The organism is Acetobacter pasteurianus subsp. pasteurianus LMG 1262 = NBRC 106471 (assembly GCF_000285275.1).
Taxonomy (GTDB): domain Bacteria; phylum Pseudomonadota; class Alphaproteobacteria; order Acetobacterales; family Acetobacteraceae; genus Acetobacter; species Acetobacter pasteurianus.
On record NZ_CADO01000001.1, the window covers coordinates 1 to 22,348 of the forward strand.

The 22,348-nt window shown below is 53.2% G+C and carries 22 protein-coding genes and 1 tRNA gene; 10 read left to right on the plus strand and 13 right to left on the minus strand.

Annotated features, from left to right (window positions below):
- Positions 1 to 117 precede the first annotated feature (117 nt).
- Positions 118 to 1,707, minus strand: coding sequence for an efflux transporter outer membrane subunit (locus APA10_RS00005; RefSeq protein ID WP_003629709.1), 1,590 nt, complete (start codon positions 1,705 to 1,707; stop codon positions 118 to 120).
- Between the two features lie 83 nt (positions 1,708 to 1,790).
- Here APA10_RS00005 and APA10_RS00010 point away from each other — a divergent pair, with 83 nt between their 5' ends.
- Positions 1,791 to 2,432, plus strand: coding sequence for a TetR/AcrR family transcriptional regulator (locus APA10_RS00010; RefSeq protein WP_003626479.1), 642 nt, complete (start codon positions 1,791 to 1,793; stop codon positions 2,430 to 2,432).
- 75 nt (positions 2,433 to 2,507) lie between these two features.
- On the opposite strand, the gene APA10_RS00015 is transcribed toward APA10_RS00010, so the two are convergent.
- The 6 genes from APA10_RS00015 to APA10_RS00040 all read right to left on the minus strand — a co-directional run bounded on the left by APA10_RS00015 (position 2,508) and on the right by APA10_RS00040 (position 9,038).
- Complete coding sequence (locus APA10_RS00015) at positions 2,508 to 3,434, minus strand: FAD-binding protein (protein ID WP_003626481.1); 927 nt, start codon at positions 3,432 to 3,434, stop codon at positions 2,508 to 2,510.
- 2 nt (positions 3,435 to 3,436) lie between these two features.
- Complete coding sequence (locus tag APA10_RS00020; protein ID WP_003629707.1) at positions 3,437 to 4,186, minus strand: electron transfer flavoprotein subunit beta/FixA family protein; 750 nt, start codon at positions 4,184 to 4,186, stop codon at positions 3,437 to 3,439.
- A gap of 63 nt (positions 4,187 to 4,249) precedes the next feature.
- Positions 4,250 to 5,887 (minus strand): electron transfer flavoprotein-ubiquinone oxidoreductase, encoded by a 1,638-nt coding sequence (locus APA10_RS00025; RefSeq protein WP_035365835.1) that lies wholly within the window; start codon positions 5,885 to 5,887, stop codon positions 4,250 to 4,252.
- A 112-nt stretch (positions 5,888 to 5,999) separates the two neighbouring features.
- Positions 6,000 to 6,677: a 2OG-Fe(II) oxygenase gene (locus APA10_RS00030; protein WP_035365834.1), complete on the minus strand. Its 678-nt coding sequence runs from the start codon at positions 6,675 to 6,677 to the stop codon at positions 6,000 to 6,002.
- Between the two features lie 136 nt (positions 6,678 to 6,813).
- Complete coding sequence (gene hemN / locus APA10_RS00035; protein WP_003629703.1) at positions 6,814 to 8,199, minus strand: oxygen-independent coproporphyrinogen III oxidase; 1,386 nt, start codon at positions 8,197 to 8,199, stop codon at positions 6,814 to 6,816.
- 8 nt (positions 8,200 to 8,207) lie between these two features.
- The gene (locus tag APA10_RS00040) at positions 8,208 to 9,038 is read right to left on the minus strand and encodes an OmpW/AlkL family protein (RefSeq protein ID WP_035365833.1); all 831 of its coding nucleotides are present in this window, start codon (positions 9,036 to 9,038) and stop codon (positions 8,208 to 8,210) included.
- A gap of 277 nt (positions 9,039 to 9,315) precedes the next feature.
- On the opposite strand from APA10_RS00040, the gene APA10_RS00045 reads away from it, so the two are divergent.
- Positions 9,316 to 10,128 (plus strand): Crp/Fnr family transcriptional regulator, encoded by an 813-nt coding sequence (locus tag APA10_RS00045; RefSeq protein ID WP_003629700.1) that lies wholly within the window; start codon positions 9,316 to 9,318, stop codon positions 10,126 to 10,128.
- 69 nt (positions 10,129 to 10,197) lie between these two features.
- Here APA10_RS00045 and APA10_RS00050 read toward each other — a convergent pair whose 3' ends face one another.
- Positions 10,198 to 11,766, minus strand: a complete 1,569-nt coding sequence (locus APA10_RS00050; protein WP_014457571.1) for a Do family serine endopeptidase — start codon at positions 11,764 to 11,766, stop codon at positions 10,198 to 10,200.
- 175 nt (positions 11,767 to 11,941) lie between these two features.
- Complete coding sequence (locus APA10_RS00055; protein WP_003629698.1) at positions 11,942 to 12,397, minus strand: nucleoside deaminase; 456 nt, start codon at positions 12,395 to 12,397, stop codon at positions 11,942 to 11,944.
- 220 nt (positions 12,398 to 12,617) lie between these two features.
- Between APA10_RS00055 and APA10_RS15050 the strand changes: the two genes are divergently transcribed.
- From APA10_RS15050 to APA10_RS00090, 8 genes are all read left to right on the plus strand, one after another.
- Positions 12,618 to 12,770: a hypothetical protein gene (locus tag APA10_RS15050; protein WP_003626506.1), complete on the plus strand. Its 153-nt coding sequence runs from the start codon at positions 12,618 to 12,620 to the stop codon at positions 12,768 to 12,770.
- 124 nt (positions 12,771 to 12,894) lie between these two features.
- Positions 12,895 to 13,626 carry a gamma-glutamyl-gamma-aminobutyrate hydrolase family protein gene (locus tag APA10_RS00060; RefSeq protein ID WP_003629697.1) on the plus strand — a complete coding sequence of 244 codons (732 nt, stop codon included), beginning with the start codon at positions 12,895 to 12,897 and terminating at the stop codon, positions 13,624 to 13,626.
- Complete coding sequence (locus tag APA10_RS00065; protein ID WP_003629696.1) at positions 13,623 to 14,399, plus strand: pseudouridine synthase; 777 nt, start codon at positions 13,623 to 13,625, stop codon at positions 14,397 to 14,399. Before APA10_RS00060 ends, APA10_RS00065 begins: the two co-directional genes overlap by 4 nt.
- Positions 14,399 to 14,983, plus strand: coding sequence for a 16S rRNA (guanine(966)-N(2))-methyltransferase RsmD (gene rsmD / locus APA10_RS00070; RefSeq protein ID WP_003629694.1), 585 nt, complete (start codon positions 14,399 to 14,401; stop codon positions 14,981 to 14,983). The genes APA10_RS00065 and rsmD overlap by 1 nt, the downstream gene beginning before the upstream one ends.
- 77 nt (positions 14,984 to 15,060) lie before the next feature.
- Entirely contained in the window at positions 15,061 to 15,618 is a 558-nt protein-coding gene (ssb, locus tag APA10_RS00075) for a single-stranded DNA-binding protein (RefSeq protein ID WP_003629691.1), read from the plus strand.
- Positions 15,619 to 15,679: 61 nt separating this feature from the next.
- Positions 15,680 to 16,954, plus strand: a complete 1,275-nt coding sequence (locus tag APA10_RS00080) for an O-antigen ligase family protein (protein ID WP_003629690.1) — start codon at positions 15,680 to 15,682, stop codon at positions 16,952 to 16,954.
- A 215-nt stretch (positions 16,955 to 17,169) separates the two neighbouring features.
- Positions 17,170 to 17,583, plus strand: a complete 414-nt coding sequence (gene dksA, locus APA10_RS00085; RefSeq protein WP_003626519.1) for an RNA polymerase-binding protein DksA — start codon at positions 17,170 to 17,172, stop codon at positions 17,581 to 17,583.
- Positions 17,584 to 17,654: 71 nt separating this feature from the next.
- Positions 17,655 to 17,729, plus strand: a tRNA-Thr gene (locus APA10_RS00090).
- Between the two features lie 109 nt (positions 17,730 to 17,838).
- Here APA10_RS00090 and APA10_RS00095 read toward each other — a convergent pair.
- The 4 genes from APA10_RS00095 to tldD form a co-directional block, all read right to left on the minus strand.
- A complete protein-coding gene (locus APA10_RS00095) occupies positions 17,839 to 18,930 on the minus strand; it encodes a glycosyltransferase family 4 protein (protein ID WP_035365832.1) in 1,092 nt (363 codons plus the stop codon).
- A 125-nt stretch (positions 18,931 to 19,055) separates the two neighbouring features.
- A complete protein-coding gene (locus tag APA10_RS15055) occupies positions 19,056 to 19,442 on the minus strand; it encodes a hypothetical protein (protein WP_003629687.1) in 387 nt (128 codons plus the stop codon).
- A gap of 21 nt (positions 19,443 to 19,463) precedes the next feature.
- Positions 19,464 to 20,732 (minus strand): tyrosine--tRNA ligase, encoded by a 1,269-nt coding sequence (gene tyrS / locus APA10_RS00105; protein ID WP_014457582.1) that lies wholly within the window; start codon positions 20,730 to 20,732, stop codon positions 19,464 to 19,466.
- Between the two features lie 119 nt (positions 20,733 to 20,851).
- On the minus strand, positions 20,852 to 22,309 hold the full coding sequence (tldD, locus tag APA10_RS00110; protein ID WP_003629685.1) for a metalloprotease TldD: 1,458 nt from the start codon (positions 22,307 to 22,309) through the stop codon (positions 20,852 to 20,854).
- Between the last annotated feature and the right edge of the window lie 39 nt (positions 22,310 to 22,348).

Consider the following 22,348-nt stretch of genomic DNA (forward strand, 5'->3'; position numbering starts at 1 on the left):
CTTCTACACCCCACCCACACACACCGTCAACACCTAAAATCAGAAAAAATTCATATTCTTCAAAGAAATGCATTTTTTCATAAAAAAGGCGGCCATACGGCCGCCTAATTTTTATACTCAGTTTTTGGCAATAGCCTTGGTTTTCTCAGGGAAAGCAGTCTCCCACCCTCCCCCAAGGGCATTATAAAGCTGCACCAAATTACCCGACATGGTTGCTGTGCTATCTGCCAGCTGCGTCTGGGACTGCAAAAGCCGACGCTGTGTATCCAGAACCTGCAGATAACTTTGAAGCCCATGCTTATATTGGCTTTGCGCTAATTCTAGCGAACGTGCATCTGCCGCAACCTGATTGCGAATGTTCTGATTGCGCTTTTGCTCCGCCTGATAGGCTGTAAGTGCGTTGTCCACTTCCTTCCAGGCATTCAGAACCGTTTTACGATACCGCAGGGCCGCCGCTTTCTGGGAAGCCTTTTTCATATGCAGTTGGCCTGTCAGACGTCCACCCTGAAAAATGGGAAGCGTAATGGCAGGCCCGACATTCCACATACGGGAGCTCCAGAACCCCATATCTCGGAAAGAGAAGGACTGGAAACCAAACCCCGCATCAATAGTAACCTTTGGGTAGAAATCAGCTTCAGCCTGCCCCACCTCTGCAGTGGCGGCATGAAGTTCCTCCCCAGCCTCACGGATATCGGGGCGACGTTCTGCCAATTCTGATGGCAAGCCAACCGGCACCTGCGGCGGTACTGGCGGAATACCCGCCGTTTTCTCCAGCTCTGCATTCAATCCACCAGGAGGAGCACCCATCAGCAAGTTGATAGCATTGATCTGCATAGCAATGCGTTGTTCAAACTGAGGGATAAGCGCGCTTGTCCGCTCCACTTCTGACCGGGCGCTATCTACATCCAGTTCGCTCACCAAGCCGCTTTTATAGCGTGATGAACTTAACTGTAGGATTTCTGAAGCCGCATCACGATTCTCTTTCGTGATACGTAACTGTTCCTGCAGGTTACGCAGCGTCATGTAGTCTGATGCCAGCTCTGCCTGACGAGCAATCAGAATGCCCCGGCGCTCTTCCATGGTAGCTTTCATATACGCCTTGGCAGCTTCATACTGCCTGCGCACACGTCCCCAGAGATCGATCTCCCAACTAGCCTGCAGTCCATCCTGCCATTGGTTCAGCAAAGGAATGGAAATGGATGAGGACTGGGCAGAAAGCATTTCCCCCATTCCTGTTCCGGCCGCATTTTCACCAATACGCTCTACAATGCGTTGCAACTGCTTACTGCTATGCTGCGCCCGACGATATGACCCCGAAGCAGCAAGATCTGGAAACCGCTCCGCCCCAGCCAACAACAATTGGCCACGGCTAACTGCAAATTGTTCGGTGGCTTGCTGTACATCAAGGTTCTGATCTGCCAGACGTTTTTCAAGCGAAGTCAGTTCAGGATCATTAAAAATGGCCCACCACTGGGGATCGGGTGCCTGCGTTGTGGGGACACTGAGCAACTGTGATGTATCTTTATCTGCCGCACGCTGCCACTGAGAGGGAGACCATGTATCCGGTTTTTTATAATCTGGCCCCACCATGCACCCCGCCAGCATGAAAACCAGCGCCAACGCGCCTGTGCGCTGTGCATTCCGTTTTGCCACCCGTTCACCCTCACCGAAAATTATATGCCTGATAGAAAATACCAGCCCTTGCACTGACCGACCAGTTCGGTCAGCATGGTAACCTACCTTCTTTCCTCTGTGCGTCAATCGCCTGATCTTTAAAGTCTGAAATCCTGATGTCCGAATCTTCCTCCGTTTCCTCCCTCACTTCTACCTGCACAGGGGAATCTGAAGCAAAGCGAGAGCAGATTTTAAAAGGAGCCTACAACGTGTTTGCTGAACACGGTTACGAAGGCGCCAGTATGTCTGCCATTGCGCGGGAAGCAGGGGTTTCTAAGGGCACATTATATAATTATTTCACCAATAAAGCGGATCTCTTTGGGGCTTTTGTAGAAAAATGCTGCCGGGAAAAACTGCCCCCAGCTCTTGCGCCAGTGCAAAAAGAGGCATCCCCCAAAGAAACACTTACAGCCGTAGCACGCGCTATGGTGCAATTGATTACCCAGCCAGAAAGCTTGATGCTTTACAGAATGATTGTTTCTGAGGCGCCGCATTTTCCTCAGCTTGCAACCATCTTTTGGTCTCACGGCCCGCGGATTGCCATTGAAACCCTGTCTAACTGGATTCGCGAGCAAACCCAGCGTGGCACACTAAAAACGGATGACCCTGTTTTTGCCGCAGAGCAGTTTTTCTCACTTTGTCAGACACGGATCGCACATAGAAAGCGCTTTAACATGCCGTATGACAATATGGCTGAAGACGAAGAAAAAGTTATTCATGCATCTGTAAAGATGTTTCTGGCTACTTACGGTGCATAAATAGCCACTCAAAAAAAACCCCGCACACATAGCTGTATGCGGGGTTGCTTAAGCAAAGAGTTTAAAAGCGAAGATTTATTTCTTCAGCTCTTCAACCAACTGCGGCACAACTTCAAACAGATCTGCTTCCATTCCATAGTCTGCAACCTGGAAAATGGGAGCTTCTGGATCTTTGTTGATTGCCACAATCACGCGGCTGTCTTTCATACCGGCAAGATGCTGGATAGCGCCGGAAATGCCGAAGGCCATGTAAAGTTCAGGTGCAACAATCTTACCTGTCTGCCCAACCTGATATTCGTTCGGCACAAAACCGGAATCCACAGCAGCGCGAGAGGCACCAATAGCTGCACCCAAGGCATCAGCCAGCGGGTCCAGAGTATGGAATTTTTCTTCGCTCTGCATCCCACGACCACCGGATACAACCACGCGGGCTGTTTCCAAGTCCGGACGTTCGGAATCAGACAGCTGAACAGTTTCAAACTTGGAAACCGCTGGCGCATCCACTGCGTCCACAGCTTCAATCGGAGCATTGCCACCTGTAGATGCTGCAGCATCAAAAGCAGCGTTACGTACCGTCAGCACCTTTTTGGCATCTGAGGACTTAACAGTGGCCAGTGCATTGCCCGCATAAATAGGGCGCACAAATGTTTCTGCATCCACAATGCGGATAACATCTGGAATCGGCTGCACATCCAGCAGAGCAGCTGCACGTGGCAGCACATTCTTGCCCGTAGCACCCGCAGCAGCAACGATATGATCGTACTGGCCTGCCAGAGAAACAATAAGAGCAGCCAAAGGTTCTGCCAGTTCGTGTGCATAGCGTGCATCTGCTGCATGCAGCACTTTGGCAACGCCGGGCACCGCAGCCGCAGCCTGTGCGATGGAGGCATCACCCGCCACCAGCACATGCACGTCACCCAACTGGGCAGCTGCCGTTACAGCAGACAGAGCGGCCTTTCTGATCTGGCCTTCTTCATGATCCAGAAGAACAAGAGCGGTCATGATCAGATCACCTTTGCTTCGTTACGCAGTTTTTCTACCAGTTCCCCAACGGAACCAACCTTGATGCCAGCCTTGCGTTCCGACGGCTCAGCAACGGAAACAACGCTCAGGCGCGGCTTCATGTCCACACCCAGTTCAGCGGCTTCAATGGTTTCCAGCGGCTTCTTCTTAGCCTTCATGATGTTCGGCAAAGAAGCATAGCGTGGTTCGTTCAGGCGCAGATCGGCCGTAATAATAGCGGGCAATGTGAGGGAAACTTCCTCCGTGCCACCATCAATTTCACGGCTGACACGTGCATGGCCATCAGCAATTTCTACCTTGCTGGCAAACGTGCCCTGTCCCCAACCAAGCAGACCAGCAAGCATCTGGCCTGTGGCGTTCATGTCATCATCAATAGCCTGCTTGCCCAGAATAACCAGACCCGGTTCTTCCTTTTCCACCAGCTTACGCAGCACTTTGGCTACGGCCAGCGGTTCGGGGCTTTCTTCTGACAGAACCAGAATAGCGCGGTCCGCGCCCATAGCCATGGCAGTGCGCAGTGTATCCTGCGCTTTCTGAACACCAACAGAAACCACAACAACTTCGGAAGCCGCACCTTTTTCGCGCAGGCGCACAGCTTCTTCCACCGCGATTTCATCAAACGGGTTCATGGACATCTTGACGCCAGTGGTATCAACACCACTGCCATCTGCCTTCACACGCGGTTTGATGTTGTAATCAACAACCCGCTTTACAGGTACAAGTATCTTCATGACTTCTTTCGCTTGCAGACGCAGGATGGTTCGGACGCAGCCTTACCGTACTTTACTCCAAATTCACATACCGGCCGGATAATTAGGGCCACCACCACCTTCTGGCGTGGTCCAGTCTATATTCTGGGCGGGGTCTTTAATGTCACACGTTTTGCAGTGCACGCAGTTCTGCGCGTTAATCTGCAAGTGTGGGTTTGTGGCTTCGTCTGCCGCTTCATACACACCGGCAGGGCAATAACGGCTTTCTGGGGCACGGAAAACATCCCAGTTCACCGGTTTCCACAGGCTGGGATTACGCAGGCGCAGATGCACCGGCTGATCTTCCTCATGATTGGTAGCGGACAGAAAGACCGAAGAAAGACGATCAAATGTCAGCTTGCCATCCGGCTTGGGGTAGAACGGCTTTTCAGACAAGGAGGCAGGCTTAAGGGTATCACTGTCTTCATGCTTGAAGTGCAGTGTCCACGGCGCACGGCCACGAAGCAACATGGCATCAATAGCTGCATACACAGCGCCACCCTTGGCACCAAAATGCGCAAAAGCCGGACGAATATTACGTGCAGACCGCAGTTCCGGCCACAACCATGAACGCCGCACCTTTTCTGTAAAGGCACCGGGTTCAACACGGTCGGTTTTCATGGCTTCCACAACAGATTCTGCCGCCAGCATGCCGGACTTCATGGCTGTATGAGTACCTTTGATTTTAGGCACGTTCAGGAAGCCAGCAGAATCCCCAATCAATGCACCACCGGGGAAGGTGAGACGCGGAATGGCCTGCAAACCACCTTCGGAAAGAGCGCGCGCACCGTAAGAAATGCGGCGTCCACCTTCCAGATGCTGGCGGAAGGCCGGATGCAGCTTGATGCGCTGCATTTCTTCAAATGGAGAAAGCCACGTATTGGCGTAATCCAGCCCCACCACAAAGCCGTAGGACACCAGATTTTCACCAAAGTGGTACAACCATGCGCCGCCATAGGTGCTGTCATCCAGCGGCCAGCCAAAGCTATGCTGCACCAAGCCGGGGCGATGTTTTTCTGCCGGGATTTCCCATACTTCCTTGATACCAAGGCCGTATGTCTGCGGGTCCACATCTTTACGTAGATCGTAATGCGCCATCACCTGCTTGGTCAGGGAGCCACGGCACCCTTCTGCAAACAGGGTGTAACGGGCACGCAGTTCCATACCAGGCTGATAATTGGGGCCAGGTGTACCTTCCTTGGTCACACCCATATCACCAGTTACAACGCCAACCACGCGGTTACGCTCGATAATGACATCGGCACCCGCAAAACCCGGATAGATTTCCACCCCGAGTTCTTCTGCCTGCGTCGCCAGCCAACGGCAGACTTCCCCAAGGCTGACAATATAGTTCCCGTGGTTTGCCATATGCGGCATAACCTTATCCAGCAGCGGAACACGCAAGCTGCCGGTTTCGGTAAGATACAGCATATCTTCTGATGTCACCGGTGTGTTCAGCGGTGCACCACGTTCTTTCCAGTCAGGAATAAGTTCTGCCAGTGCGCGGGGTTCAATAACGGCCCCAGAAACAATATGCGCTCCGATCTCGCTGCCTTTTTCAATCAGGCAAACGCTCAGATCTGGAGAAAGCTGGCGTAGCCGAATTGCAGCGGCCAGCCCAGCCGGGCCACCCCCAACAATAACGACATCAAATTCCATCGATTCCCGCACAGGCTCGCTCATTCCCGTTTCATCCCCGTTTAAAGATATGCTGCTTCCCTAAACCCGATTTGGCGCAGAATTGCAAAAACGGGCACGCAGGCCCGTTCTGCCAGAAACAGCCATGTCAGAAAAATCAGTGCTGAACAGAACGCGGCCCAAACGCCAGTTCGTGCACTGCACGCCAGTTCTGATCAACAAAATTAACAATCAAGGTACGTCGTGTGCCTTTAATGGGCCGCTTTACAAAGCCGTGCCATGTCTTGTCCGACGGAATAAAAAGCACCGCCGAATTAAATGCACCTGATGTCCGCACAACTGATTGGCCATCTGGAGTCATCAGATCAGTCCCCAGTTCATCGGCCCCTTCTCCGGTTGAAAGAGAGATCAACAGTGTCAGTTTTTTAGCGCCGATATCTGTATGTGGTTCCAGCCAAAAACCATCCGAATCCAGACACAACTCCAGCCGCAGGGCTGCTGTATGCAGCTGCACATTGCAGATACGTTCAAAAGCCAGCCGCATGGCATCACTATCCAGCAAATGCGCCATGCGGTTGAGGCGTTCATCCTTTTGCCGAACGGCAGGATCAACAAACACGCGAGACTTGTTCCGCGTCTCACGTCGCCCTCCCACGTCTCCTGCAATAGCCGACGCGCCGGGATCCCATTCCAGTAATGCCGCACAGGCATCTGGTTCCAGCACGTTTTCCAACATCCAATGTGGAAAAGGGTCAGAAGCCACTGGCGTTTGCGCCAACAGATTTGGCAGAGAGAACGTCACGCTCTGATCGGGAGCAATGGCATCAGGACTCATGGCGTCCGATCCTTCATCTGTCACAGAATATCGGCTGAGTAAAAGACAGCGCTATAGCTGTCTTGCATAGCTCCCTTTCTTGGAGAGCCTTCCTTCCTTGCGCCAAAATACTGGCACAATCAAGACTTGGTTCTACTTAAAGGGCAGCAGAAAACTGTGGTGTGGCACCTTGCCCAGCACCTTGGGCCTGCTGCTGTAAAGCACGCCGGCGTGTATCAAACACGGCCGCGACATGCCTTACAAAAGGCCGCCCAAACGCCGTAATGCTGATTTTCTGGCCATCAATCTTTACCAACCCATCCTGCTCAAGTGGATGAAGTTGTGCAAGCTCTTCAGAAAAATCACCCCCCTGCCCTACAACGGCAAGATCAACCGCCATATCGCACATAATGCGTTCGATAATGGCCCCACGCAGTTTGTCATCTTCCGTAAAAGCAACACCACGCGCTACGGGGAGGGAATCGGAATTTTCAGCCATTGCCCGTGCATAAGCTGCCACGCTTGTAATGTTCTGGGTAAACCCAGCAGGCAGCATGGAAATGGCAGAAGCCCCCATGCCTAACAAAACAGGACAGGGATCTGTTGTATAACCTTGGAAATTACGGTGCAGCGTGCCTGCTTGCGCAGATTGAGCCAAACCATCTTCTGGTAAAGCATAATGGTCCAACCCTATGGGCCGATACCCCTGCGCCTGCAAAACTCTGTCTATTTCCGCCCGCTGCGCCAATCTTTCCTCAGACTTTGGCAAGGAGGCTTCTGGGATCAGACGCTGTCGTTTTTGCTTCCATGGCACATGGGCATATCCAAATACCGCCAACCGGTCTGGCCGCAACGATGCAATTTTAAGTGCGGTTGCGCCCACGCTTTCAACCGTCTGGTAAGGCAGGCCGTAAATCAGATCTATATTAACGCCAGATACACCGGCATCACGCGCAGCCTGAATGCTCGCTTGCGTCTGTTCAAAGGACTGATGGCGTCCACACGCTTCTTGCACCCGAGGTTCCAGATCCTGCACGCCAAGGCTGATACGAGTAAAACCCAGATCGCCCAATAAAGCAGGATAATCCTGCGGCACATGCCGTGGATCAAGTTCCATGGCCAATTCAGCCTGCGGATCAACCTGAAAGAATGTCCGGATAGAACGCATGATCTGACGCAAAGAATGCGGAGGCAAAGTGGTAGGCGTGCCGCCACCAAACTGCACATGCCTTACCGTGCGTTGTTCCCCCACAAGGGCCACAATACGGCGCATTTCCTCACGCAGAAGGTCACCGTAAGCCAGGCGCCCATCCTCATGCCGCATAACGGATGTATTGCATCCGCAAAATCGGCAGAGTTCATCGCAAAAAGGAACATGAAAATAGAGGGAGACAGGTTCATTCTCAGGTAAAGCTTTAAGCCAGCCTGCAACCTGTTGGGAACCGACCGCTTCCGTAAAGCTGGCTGCGGTCGGGTAACTTGTATAGCGCGGCAGATTCCCACCGTAGCGGGAAATCAGATCAGATACGGATGCCGCGCCCATAATATCTCTTAGAACCGGTAAGCAATACCAGCGGAAACCACTGTCGGATCCAGAGATTCGTGTGCTTTTACTTTCAGGGTTTCTTGCGGGTTTTCAACCCAAGCATGCATACGCACGAACATCTGCTTGACGTCTGCGTTGAAGAACCAGTTGCCGACGATCTGATAATCGAAACCAACGTTCACAGAAGGGCCACCGGTAAAGCCTGCGTTCAGCTTGGTCAGCCCCAGAGCTGCACCATGATTACCGTTCATGTTGTGGAACCACATAGCCGTTGCGCCAACACCCACATACGGGTTGAAGCGCTTATGCGGACGGAAATGCCAAGCAAATGTCAGCGTAGGGGGCAGAACCCATGCGCTACCAACGTCCAACTTGCGGGGACCATGCAGTGCAGGCACATCGCTACCCAGAGCAGCCACTTCATGGCGGGTGCTGGTGGCAATCAGGTCAACAGATAGGTTGTCTGTGATGAAGTATTCCACCGTCAGTTCCGGCATGGCCTGATTGGTGGTGGAAAGATGTGTGTGGTTCAGATGCGTGTAACTACCACCGCTGTTCGTGCTCAGGCTCACGTTGCTATCACGGTCCTGCGGCAGAACGCCGACACCGGACAGGCGGATCATGAAATCACCGCGGCCCAGACCGATCTTGGTGCTGGCGCAGGTTTCAAACAGACCACAGTGCCCTGCACCCGGCTTTGGTGCATCGGGAATGCGCTGCATGACAGGTGCATTCACATATGCAGCGTTAGGGGCTGCTGTCTGAGCCTTGGCGGTGCCGGCCAGAGCGGCAACACCAGCCACCACTGCCGTAAATAGGGAACGGAACTTGACCATGCCTGCGTGTCTTTCCACTGCGCTAGAGAACGATATCTGAAGCGGGAAAAATCATGCGCTCGTTTTTCCAGCCTTGATTTAGATCAAATCCCAGTCATCTCGGCCTCATATGCGACAATACTGTGTCATTTTAACCACAGCGCATTTTAAGGCCTATGGCTAAGGTAAATTGTAACCAATCCACCCCAGACAACCGCGCATTATTGATTTATATCAACAATGACATAATATTTACGCAACATATCTCTTTTCTTTCCGGTCCAGCACGCGCGCCATAATGCTGAAGGTACCGGTTTTCCCGGATTCTGCTCCCATGCCACCTTCTCCTTCCGCTCAGGCACTTCATCCCGCTGGCAAACGTACTGGGCGCGCTGATCCTGATTCCGCGCGATGCTTGATGTGCAAGGTGCGTGAGTACAACCTTTGCAGCAGCATAGAAGATCATGATGTGACGGTTTTGGCACAGGCTACACGCCAGATTTCCCTGCCACCGGGCACAGCGGTTATTGAGGAAGGCACCCCGGCATCCGCTTTTTTCAACGTGATTAATGGCACAGTTAAACTGTTTAAATCTCTGCCAGATGGACGCCGCCAGATTACCGGATTTGCCGATGCTGGGCAGTTTGTGGGCCTAAGCAATTCACGCACTTATTCCTTTGGGGCTGAAACTGTAAGCACTGTATTATTGTGCCGTTGCACGCATACGCAGATAGAAAATTTATTGGCAGAATACCCCGGATTCGCCCGTCATCTTCTCTCCGCTGTCACGCACGAACTGGCTGATGCGCAGGAGCAGATGCTGCTTTTGGGACGCAAAACAGCAAAAGAAAAAGTTGCCAGCTTTCTGCTAGACCGGATCAAGCAATATCATCGCACACATCCGCACGATCCTGATGCGGAAACGACAGCTTCCGTGCCCATGACGCGTGTGGATATTGCAGACTATCTTGGGCTGACAATTGAAACTGTAAGCCGCACCATCAGCACCCTCCGCCGCGATAAAATTATCTCCGGCACAGAGAATCACTGTATCCGCATCCTTTCCCTGCCCAATCTGCAAGATATCGCTTACGGCCTTAAATCCATTTAAGGCCGTAAAAGAAAAAAGGCTGGCCCATTTCTGAACCAGCCTTTCCAACGATTCGGATAACTTTAACCTTTAGTTATCGTCGTCATCACCACCATCATCAGGTGTCGGGGCGTTATTGCCGCCATCTGGAGAAATCGCGATAAACAGGGACTGATTATCCCGCATAACGCGCAACAGCACAGGCTTTTTGGCAGCCAGTGCTGCCTTCACGCTGGCAACTGCCGCACGTGGGGAATCTACAGCCTGGCTACCAATTGCCTGAATAACGTCTCCTGGCCGAATCCCTGCCTGATCGGCTGGGGAACCAGGGTCAACATCACTCACAACAACGCCACGCACATCTGCCGAAAGCCCCAACTGCTGGCGCACATCGCGAGAAAGAGGAGCCAAGGCAATACCAAGCCGCTGGCCACGTGCAACATCAGAATTGCTGCTGCTACCGCCATCACTGGAAGCGGTTTTCAGGTCTCCGATGGTTACAGTAGCTGTCTGGGCCTTCCCGCCACGCAGATAACCAATGGTTGCCTGCTTACCCGGAGCCATAGACGCCACACGCACTGCCAGATCATGTGGGTTGCTGACCTTCTGCCCGTTGAAATCGGTAATCACATCTTCTGATTTCAGGCCGACTTTTTCAGCCGGGCTACCGGGGCTTACGCTTGCTACCAGCGCCCCAATCGGGGGTGCTCCCGGCGTGGCGGGGGCTGGCAAGCCAAGCGCACGCGCCATAACCGGAGAAATAACCTGTGCGTTTACACCCAGGTAACCCCGCACCACATGGCCGGTTTTACGAAGCTGCTCGACCACATTGCGCACGGTATCCGATGGAATGGCAAACCCAATGCCAATGGAACCTCCGCCAGAGGGAGAAAGGATGGCGGTATTTACCCCAACAACTTTACCATCCTGCGTAAACAGTGGGCCACCGGAGTTCCCGCGGTTAATGGGAGCATCAACCTGAATGAAGTTGTCGTAAGGGCCTTCGTTAATGTCTCGGCCACGGGCAGAAACAATACCTGCGGTAACAGTGCCACCCAGACCATACGGGTTGCCAACGGCAATGACCCATTCACCGGGCTGCACATCATCCGATTCGCCCAATTCAATAAAGGGCAGTTTTTCGGACGTCGTGACTTTCAGCAGTGCCAGATCGGTTTTGCCATCACGCCCCACCACTTTGGCAGGCAGCGTTGTGCCGTCATCCAGTGTCACCGTAACCTTGGTGGCGCCTTTCACCACATGGTTGTTGGTAACCACATAGCCATCGGCTGAAATCAGGAAGCCGGAGCCTCTGGCCTCAATCGTCTGGTGTGATGGCTGGGGCATCATCTGGAAAGGGAACGGGAACGGAAAAGGCATTCCGCCCATACCACCGTTATCACCTTCCACGGCATCTGCCCGGATCATGGATGTAATAGACACCACAGCCGGCTTAACCTGCTTAACCAGACTAACAAAATCTGGAATACGCTGAGAAGTGGGGGTGTTTGGCTTAATAACACTATCAGCTTCTGCACGTGCTGGCGTGCTGCACCATGGAGCGGCGGCCGTTACCAATACACAGCTTGCCAGAAGGGCTGACATCCAATTACGGCGTCTGTTCCGCGCCCAAACTTTTGTCACAGATTTTCCCGACATCACGACTTCGACTGTTCCTTGTTTTATCCCGACAGGACAATTCCCGGACGGTCCAAACACCCAGCTCCGGCAGCCACCACAGATTGCCCAGAGTTTACAGTGCCTTACGCCTACAACGCTAACATGGTTTCTTAACCAAGAAAAAAAAGCTGTATCTTTATAATTTCACAAGATGTTATCGGCAGCGCAATTTCTGGAAAAAAGCTTTCAGCATTTCAGCAGCTTCCTGTTCCCTTACCCCGCCTATAACTTCCATACGATGCAGGGTTTCAGGCCGATAAGGCAAACGCGCACCATGCTCCACACCGCCGCCTTTGGGGTCATACGCGCCAAACACCACTCTCCCCAGCCGGAAATGCGCCATAGCCGCCGCACACATCGGGCATGGTTCAAGTGAGACAAATAAAGTGCAATCCGCCAGCTTTTGGCCCTGCCGCTGCTGCACGGCTTCACGCATGACCAACATTTCAGCATGGGCTGATGGATCGTGCAGCTCTTCTACCCGGTTACCTGCCTGCGCCAGCACATTTCCGTTGCCATCCAGCAGCACGGCTCCTACGGGCACTTCTCCATTTTCAGCAGCAAGCTGAGCCTGCTGTAACGCCAGTGCCATGCCGTTCTGTTTAATCATGCTGCGTGCTCACGAAATGTTACTTTCTACAATCCGAAACGTTCAGGTTTTTTTCGCTTTTATATGCTACAAAATATCCAGATTCTTCTTGCAATCATGCATGCTTTTTTGTCATCCTGCCTTAAAGGAGCCTTAATCCGTTCTGTAACAGAGCGTGAGGATGCCTTGTGGGATTGCTTTTTTGCAATCATACCAAACCCGAGCGAGGAGGGTCAGAAACATGCATAGCCTGTCTTTCATTCTGGCTGCTGCGGCCATTGGATTTGGTCTCGCCATCGCAGATGGTGTCAATTACGAACCAGCCACCTTGGCGCCGCCCCCTACCGCTACCAAAACACTTCCTATCAGTATTCCTTCCTTTCTATCCCGCTAACAAACAGGCTGGAAACGGATTGGCTGCACGGGTTTTTGTTTCCCGCGCTCATTCTTTGCTACATACGCCCTGAAAGAACGGTCTTTACCTCTCTCCCTCCCCCGTTCTTTCAGGATAGTGGCATATGATGGAAAAACGCCCCGTTATTGGTATTACACTTGATTTGGAAGATGGCGGCGAAGGCCGTTATTCCCGCTTCAAATGGTATGCCATGCGGGAAAATTATATGTCTGCCGTTTCCACCGCGGGCGGCTTACCTATTGCGCTCCCGTTATTTCCGCAGCTTTGTGCCGATTACATGCACATGCTGGACGGATTGATTATAACGGGGGGCGCATTTGATATTGACCCCACTTTGTATGGGGAAACACGTGTTCACCCCACCATAAACTTGCGCCCCCGCCGCACGCAGGCAGAAGCGACTTATCTGGCTGAAGCCCTACAACGCGATATGCCTGTTTTGGGAATATGCGGTGGTATGCAGCTTATAGCTGTGGCGCTTGGTGGCAGCCTGATCCAGCACATTCCGGAAGAATGCCCAACAGCTCTTCCGCATGAGCAGCCAAACCCACGGAATGAGGCCAGCCATAGCGTAACAATATCGCCCGATACCTTATTGGCACGTAGCATGGGCAGCCCTGCACGTATTGGCGTTAATTCCTCGCATCATCAGGCTGTCAAAACACCCGGGCGTGGCATTATTAACGCCGTGGCAGAAGATGGTATTATTGAAGGGATTGAAGATCCCACACATTCTTTCTGCCTTGGGGTGCAATGGCACCCGGAATTTGGCATAGACCCCGCAGACAAAGCACTTTTCAAAGCCTTCATACAGGCAGCAGGAGATTCAGCGTGACGCAGGAAACCCGAGGGGAACGCATAGCAAAATGGCTGGCCCGCAGTGGCGTTGCCAGCCGCCGTGATGCGGAGCGCATGATAGAGGAAAACCGTATCCGCCTGAATGGCCAACCGGTAACACACCCTGCCACCTTTGTAACAAATGGCGATATTGTGCAGGTTGATGGAGAACCCGTTTCTGCCCCGGAGCGCACACGCTTATGGCGCTACCATAAGCCAGATGGCTTGGTGACAACGCATAAAGACCCGGAAGGCCGGCCAACGGTTTTTGCTTCCCTGCCAGAAGGCATGCCACGCGTTATCAGCGTTGGGCGGCTTGATCTGAACAGTGAAGGGCTACTGCTGCTCACCAATGATGGTGAACTGGCCCGTAGGCTGGAACTCCCCTCCAACGGCTGGCTACGCCGCTACCGTGTGCGCGTATTTGGCGTAGTGGATGAAGAACGTTTGGCCAGTCTGGCTCAGGGCAGCGTGTTTGATGGTGTGCGTTACGGCCCCATTCATGCGGTTCTGGATTCGCGCAAAGGTGACAATGCGTGGCTGACAGTTTCCCTCAAAGAAGGGAAAAACCGTGAAATTCGTAAAGTGATGGCGGGCATGAACCTGCATGTCAGCCGCCTGATACGCACCAGCTACGGGCCTTTCCAGCTTGGTACCCTGCAGCGCCGCGAACTGGAGGAAGTTTCTCCCCGCGTGTTGCGTGATCAGTTGCCCAAGGCAACAGAAAAGGCTCCCTCAGCCCGGCGTGCACCCGCAAAACAGGCAGACTAATGGTTCGGATTATTGCTGGCAGCCGCAAGGGGCGGTTGCTAACAGCCCCAGCGGGACAGGCCACACGCCCCACGGCAGACCGGGTGCGACAAGCCTTGTTTGATATGCTGCTACATGCACCTTGGGGTGGGCATGCGCTTATTTCTGAAGCGCATGTGCTAGACGCTTTTGCTGGCACCGGCGCACTGGGGCTGGAAGCTCTTTCTCGCGGGGCAAAGCATGCAACTTTCTTCGAAACGAGCCGCCCTGCCCTAGCCGCGCTCCGGGCCAACATTCATGCCTGCAAGTGGGAAGAGAACTGCACCGTGATTGCACGGGATGTGACATCACCACCCGCTGGCACTTCCCCGGCTGGGTTGGTGTTTCTGGACCCGCCATATCATCAGAATCTGCCTGAACGCGCACTTAAAGCCCTGCAAAGCAAAGGCTGGATTGCCCCAAATGCCATTGCGGTTATTGAAACCGGACGTGAAGAAGCATTGCCTTTTTCCAACCCGGAAGAAGCGCCAGAAACAGCAAGCACACCGGCTTTTCTGGCAGAACGCCAACATGGTGCAGCCCGATTCTCCATCTGGCGGCTTTAAGCTTTCACCTGTTCGGCCAGTGCGCTACATAGGCAGAACGAAAACGGATTTTACGCAAATAGAAGGTAACGGCATTTATGGCTGGCAGCGTTAACAAGGTTATTCTGGTCGGCAATCTGGGCAAGGACCCCGAAGTGCGTTCCAGCCAGAGCGGTGCAAAGATTGTTTCCTTCTCTCTGGCCACCAGCGACACATGGAATGACCGCGCATCTGGTGAACGACGTGAACGCACAGAATGGCATCGCGTGGTTATTTTCAACGAACGTCTGGCAGATGTGGCCGAACGCTTCTTGCGCAAAGGCCGGAAGGTTTATCTGGAAGGCTCCCTGCAGACCAGAAAATGGACAGATCAGGGTGGGCAGGAACGCTACACGACGGAAGTGATTATCGACCGTTTCCGTGGTGAACTGGTGCTGCTGGATAGCCGCAATAGTAGCGAAGGCGAAGGTGAAGGCGGCGGCTTTGGTGGCGGAAGCGGCAGCAGCTACGGCGGCTATAACAGTGGCGGCGGTGGTTATGGCGCCCCATCATCCGCACCACGCCAGCAACCAGCACAGCGCAGCGGTAGCAATAACTCCGGCGGCTGGGATGCATCTGGCGGCAACGGAGATCTTGATGACGAAATTCCGTTCTAATCACTCAAACTGATTGGAGGCTGGCTGCAATATCAGGTGGCCAGCCTTATCCATTCCAGACATGCCTCCTGCTGTTTCCTCCCCACTCCGTGTCAAACTGGCTGGATATCTGACAGCAACAGGCTTGGTGTGTCTAAGCATCTTCCCATTTTTTCTATTCTATAGCCGCGCCCTTTCAGACACATTTGCTTCTGTTATTGGCGGGTTGTTTCTTCTGCACTGTTGCCTGTTGAGGCACTGGCAATGGGTTAAACAGCCTTGGCTTAAACTTGCTGCACTATTTTGTGGGCTATGCCTGCTTTCCTCTGTGCATGTTGGTATTACGGGGGCATGGGTGCAAGCGCTCTGCCTGCCACGGCTTTTCCTGTTTTGTGCGGCGCTGCAATGCTGGCTTCTTGCCACTGAGGAACGGCGCTTGTGGCTGGAGCGAATCTGCTTACTGGCAGCCTTGTGGTTGATAAGCCAATGCTGGCAACAGTATCTGACAGGCACGAATCTGATGGGTATGCCGCGCTGGGGTGATGGCAGCCTCACAGGCCCATTCACCAAGCCGCGTGCAGGCTTTACGCTGCTGATGTTGTTCTTTCCCGGCATCATGCCGAGCGTTTTGCGCCTGTTACGCCACAACAAGCTGAAATCCTGGGGGCTTGGCTGTGCACTCCTGCTGTTAGGCGTCACAACCATGGTGCTGATTGGCCAACGCATGAGCTGCGTGCTGCTCTTTTTTGGCCTGTCTCTTACAGCGTTTATTTTCCCCCGTTTTCGCCTGCCCTTTGGCCTCATTCTTGCTTGTGCGGGTGGGTTGATTGCCAGCCTGCCTGTGATCTCTCCGCCCGTTTACGCCAAACTTGTTCTGAAATTTTCAGACCAACTGCATCATTTCGCACAAAGCGATTACGGCAAGCTCTTCCGCTCTGCTATCACGATGGTTGGCCAACATCCCTGGATGGGGCTGGGCATGGATGGCTTTAGAAATTTCTGCCACATTCCTATTCAAACCCATGCTCTCTCTTTTCTGGGCATAGAAACCCTTACAAATGATACGGATCGGGGCTGCAATATTCATCCCCACAATTATTACCTGCAAATTGCCACAACAGCCGGTTTACCGGGCCTTATGGTATTTCTAGGTCTGGCTTTTCAATGGTTACACACTGGGTGGAAGGCACTAGATGTAGAGCATCACCCACAGCAAGCCATGCTATTTGTGGCCTGTTGCATTCTGTTGTGGCCCATTACTTCCACCAGTGCTGTTTTTTCTTTCCCCACAGCGGGATGGATTTTTATGTTCGTTGGGTGGCTTATCGCAGCATCCAACTCACAAAAACGTGCATAATTGTGTTAAGAAAGTGTTTATACAGCAGGGAACTTTCTTAAAATATTTTTTCATTACTCATTTTAAATGTAGTCTTTTCTTACTCTTACTTTATCCTTTGTCTCTTTTCTGCGTTTTTGCCCCATAAAATTGTTGGCGGGTGAGCGGGATGCCGCTATAAGCCGCGTCATTCTTTCAAGGCAGGCTGCCTGTCATTGCAAAGGCTGACGACAGACATGATTACCTTACCGCCAGATTATCGCCCCTCTGAAGATGAAGAGTTCATGAATCCCCTTCAGACGGAGTACTTCCGGCAGAAATTGCTTAAATGGCGCGCCGACCTTCTTAAAGAAGCAGGAGATACGCTTGCCAGCCTTTCCGAAGGCGGCATTCATGAAGCTGACATTACTGACCGTGCCAGCGTAGAAACAGACCGTGCACTGGAACTGCGCACGCGAGACCGTGCCCGCAAGCTGATTGGCAAGATCAACCTTGCGTTGCAGCGGGTTGAAAACGGCACATATGGTTACTGTGAAGAAACGGGTGAGCCCATTGGCCTGAAACGGCTGGAAGCACGCCCGATTGCCACACTTTCCATTGAAGCGCAGGAACAACACGAGCGCATGGAAAAAACCCACCGGGACGATTAATTTTTTCGTCTTTTTTACCGCATCTGGTCTTGCGGCGTTCCGCGCGAACAGCTAGAACGCCCGCAGACTATGCTGCTGTAGCTCAGTGGTAGAGCACTCCCTTGGTAAGGGAGAGGTCGACAGTTCAATCCTGTCCAGCAGCACCAGTCTTTCCATTACATTTTGCAAGAATCGCTTTTTCGGGCCGCGTTGTGCAAAGCAGCGCTATGTTTGCCCCTTTACGTGGTCGATTCTGCCTGCTGCACGTGAGGCATTTTAAATCTGCCTTGCCAAATGCCGAAAGATGGCATCGCCATTTTCAAAAAACTTTTCCTTGCTGAACTTTTCCAACACAAATTGTCTGGCATTCTGACCAACTTCAGAAAGCTTTTCTGGCTGGGCAAGAACTGCTGCCAATGTATCTGCCAGCATAACTGGGTCTTCGGGTTGCACTTTCCAACCGGTTACGTTTTCCACAATAGACCGATCCATCTCCCCCACATCACTACCAATTACAGGTAAGCCTGCCTGCATGGCCTCATGCATAGCAATGCAGAATCCTTCCCGCCGAGATGGCTGAAGATAAAGATGCTGGGTGTGCAAAAAATCCTGAGATGAAGATGCAAAACCTGAAAAACGAATATTCGTCAGCTTTAATTCTTTTACCATCTGCTCAAGGTGGGCGCGTTCTTGCCCCTCACCGGCTACCGTCACTTCAAACGCTGGCAAGGATGTGTAGGCCTGAAGGCGTTTAAGAGCTGTGCATAGAATATCGTATCCCTTGGCAATATGCAGCCGCCCAAGTGAACCTGCGCGAATCAGTTCTCCCGGCTTCCAAGGCTCTGCTGGCTGAATATCTGGCAAAGCCTGAAAAACCGGCCAAGACATAACTTTATTTGCAGGAAGGTTAAGACGTTCACACGTAATCTCTGCCACGCATTCCGAATCACACACCCACAGTTTTGAAAAAGATTTGGCGGCCCGTAAAAGGCGGATATTCCCCGGCTTCAGAAACGCGTTGTGCTGCCAGCTGATAACCGGCACCCTCAAACTACGCCCAACCTGCTGCCCAACAAGAGTAGAACGGGTTAAGGATGTCCAAATCTGGGTAGGCTGCCACGCTGCCAGCTTACGGCGCAGCCATAAATAGGCCTGAAGGTGATCACTTTCTCCACCTTCTCTAATGTGTATGTCCAACCCTGCCGCCAATAGTGCAGGCTCTGCGCGCCTATCCCGCGGGGTCAGCACAAATACGCCAACATCACACCCACGCGCCCGAAAAAAACCAGTAATGGAGGGCACCATGGCGCCCGTGCCGCCGCCTTCTAGCGAGTTAATAACATATGCAATTTTTTTAGGGTACAGCACGCCATCAGCCCCTGCGCAGAGAAACAATAAAACCCATCTGTTCAGAACTGATCAGGTAAGCAAAAAACCGTTTCCAGTAAAAAGGCAGCATCCTTCAAACTTTGAAAAATGCTGCCTTGGCAAGATTATCGGTGACCACCGCCACCGGGGCCACCACCGCCAGGGCCTCCATGACCGCCCGGACCGCCACCGCCTCCGGGATGACCACCGCCACCAGGACCACCACCTGGCGGACGACCACCACCTCCGCCGCCGGGGCGTGGGCCGGGGCCAAAGCCACCGGGGCCACCATGACCACCGGGACGCCCCCCAGGGCCAAAACCAGGCCGTGGGCGCGGGCCTCGGCCACCGCCGCCCCAAACGCCATAGCCATAGTAATCATCATATACGGGGCCGTATCCTGAATATCCGTAAGGATAATACAGGCCACCATCACCATAATAGGGGCCACCGCATGCGCTCAGGCTGCACAGCAACCCCAGAGCGGACAGTTTTAACGCCAGTTTTTTCACGGTAGCCTCCTTATCGGTCTATCAGGCTGAAACCCCAACCTTCACCAGAACATGGTGTTTTTTGCCAGCAGAAAGTTTAATGGCGCCATCAACCATATCCTGCTGTGTGATCAGCTTATTTTCGTCCTGTATCACATCATTATTAAGGCGTGCCCCGCCGCCGCGTACCAAACGCCGGGCTTCTCCATTTGTTTTAACCAGTCCTGCTTCTGCAAACAGGCGAAAAACCGGAATACCAGCAGCCATATCTGCCTCTGCCACTTCATGCACAGGCAGATCTGCCGCAGCTACGCGGCCTTCTTCAAACGTCTGGCGGGCGGCTTCTGCCGCAGCCAGCGCTGCGTTGCGCCCATGGCAAAGAGCTGTGGCCTCTGTTGCCAGCACTTTTTTGGCTTCGTTAATTTCCGCACCCTGCAAAGCTTCCAGACGCGCACATTCTTCCAGCGGAAGTTCAGTAAACAGCCGGAGAAAACGGCCAACATCTGCATCTTCCGTGTTGCGCCAGAACTGCCAGTAATCAAACACCGGCAAGCGTTTTTCAGAAAGCCACACAGCACCATTCGCTGTCTTGCCCATTTTGGCACCAGATGATGTTGTGAGCAGCGGTGTGGTAAGCCCCATAACGCTTTTCTGATCTGTACGGCGCACCAGCTCCACGCCAGAAATAATGTTGCCCCATTGGTCTGACCCACCAAGCTGCAACACCACATTCATACGGCGGTTTAGTTCACGGAAATCATAGGATTGGAGAATGGAATAGTTGAATTCCAGAAACGTCAGCCCCTGCTCACGTTCTAGGCGATTTTTCACGGAATCAAACGCCAGCATGCGATTGATGGAAAAATGCACGCCCACATCACGCAGCAGATCAATATAGGCCAGCTTGTCCAGCCAATCTGCGTTATTCACAAGGGCGGCTTCAGATGCACCAGACCCAAAGGTGAGGAACTGGCGTAGGCAGCCTTCAATACCCGCCAGATTGGTCTGGATGATATCTTCCGTCATCAACCGCCGGGCTTCTTCCCGGAAGGATGGATCACCAATACGGGCTGTGCCACCACCCACCAGCGCTATGGGCCGGTGGCCGTGTTTTTGCAGCAGCCGCAACATCATAATCTGGATAAGGCTGCCTACGTGCAGGCTATCTGCCGTAGGATCAAACCCAATATAGGCCGCCACGGATTTTTCTGCCATCAGCGCATCCAGCGCATCGGCATCCGTGCACTGGAAAATAAAGCCGCGTGCAGCGGCCTCCCGCATGAAAGAACTCTTAAACCCGTTCTCGACCATTTATCCTGTCCCTTCTCTCCGGCCCCTGTCTGCAGGGCAGAACCAGCAGACAGACGCTCTAGCATGAGAGAGCAGAGAACAGAAACACTCAGCCCAACAGCATTTGGCGGAAAAAAGCCTTAAGCTGTACCGCCCACGGTCAGTCCGGTCATTTTAAGGGCGGGCTGGCCCACCCCAACTGGCACGCCCTGCCCTGCTTTACCGCAAGTGCCAATACCGGGGTCTAGTTCCAGATTACCACCAATCATGGAAACCTGCGTCATGGCCTCTGCCCCGCTTCCAATCAGAGTTGCACCTTTTACGGGGGCCGTTACGCGGCCATTTTCGATCAGATAGGCTTCGGATGCCGCAAACACGAACTTACCCGAGGTAATATCCACCTGCCCACCACCAAAGTGCACCGCATACAGGCCGCGCTTTACAGAAGAAATCATTTCCTCTGAGGTCGAAGACCCGGGCTGCATGATGGTGTTGGTCATACGCGGCAGTGGCATATGCGCGTATGACTGGCGGCGTCCGTTCCCCGTAGGTGCCATACCCATAAGGCGAGCATTCAGCCTGTCCTGCAGATACCCCTGCAAAATACCATCTTCAATCAACACGGTGCGGCCCGTGGGCGTGCCTTCGTCATCAATAGTCAGGCTCCCACGCCGATCGGGCAGAGACCCATCATCCACTACCGTAACGCCGGGAGACGCCACACGCTTGCCAATACGCCCGGCAAATACAGAGGTGCCTTTGCGGTTGAAATCACCCTCTAGCCCGTGACCAACTGCTTCATGCAGCAAAATGCCGGGCCAACCAGCGCCCAGCACAACCTCCATGGCACCGGCTGGCGCAGGCTGGGCTTCCAGCGCAACCAATGCCTGCCGCAAGGCTTCATCCACAGCGCCCTGCCATGTTTCTTCATTCAGCAGACGGTTGATCTCATACCGGCCACCCAGCCCGTAACTACCGCTTTCACGCTTGCCATCATGTTCCACCACAACAGATACATTCAGTCGCACCAGTGGGCGCAAATCTGCCGCCCGCGTGCCATCGGCCCGCATGATCTGCACCGCCTGCCATTCCCCCGAAAGGGAGGCCATAACCTGCACCACGCGGCTATCTTTGCCACGTGCATAGGCATCTATTTTTGAAAGCAAGCCAGAGCGCGTTGCAAAATCACTATCACCCAGTGGATTGGCATCTGTGTAAAGCCGCTGGTTAGTGGCGCGTGGTGGTGCGGCCATCCGGCCAGAGCGCCCTGCACGCACAGCACTTACGGCATCTACGGCGCGTAGCAAGGAAGAACGGCTGAGTTCATCCGAATGCGCAAAACCCGTTTCTTCCCCCAATACAGCACGCAGGCCAAACCCACTGCTGGTATTAAAGGATGCCGAACGGATAACACCATCATCTAGCGAAATGCCTTCGCTTTCTCTGTATTCCAGAAAAAGCTCACCATCCTCCATTCCGGCCAATGCCGTTTTTGTCAGCTTTTCCGCATCATCTTTATGCAGTTGCGCATCTGGACGATGAAAAAACAGCTGGTCCGTCACGGCGAGAGCACCCGGATGCTGAGAGGAAGAAGACATGCACGACAACCCTTCAGGAAGAAATGGCCATACCGTAAT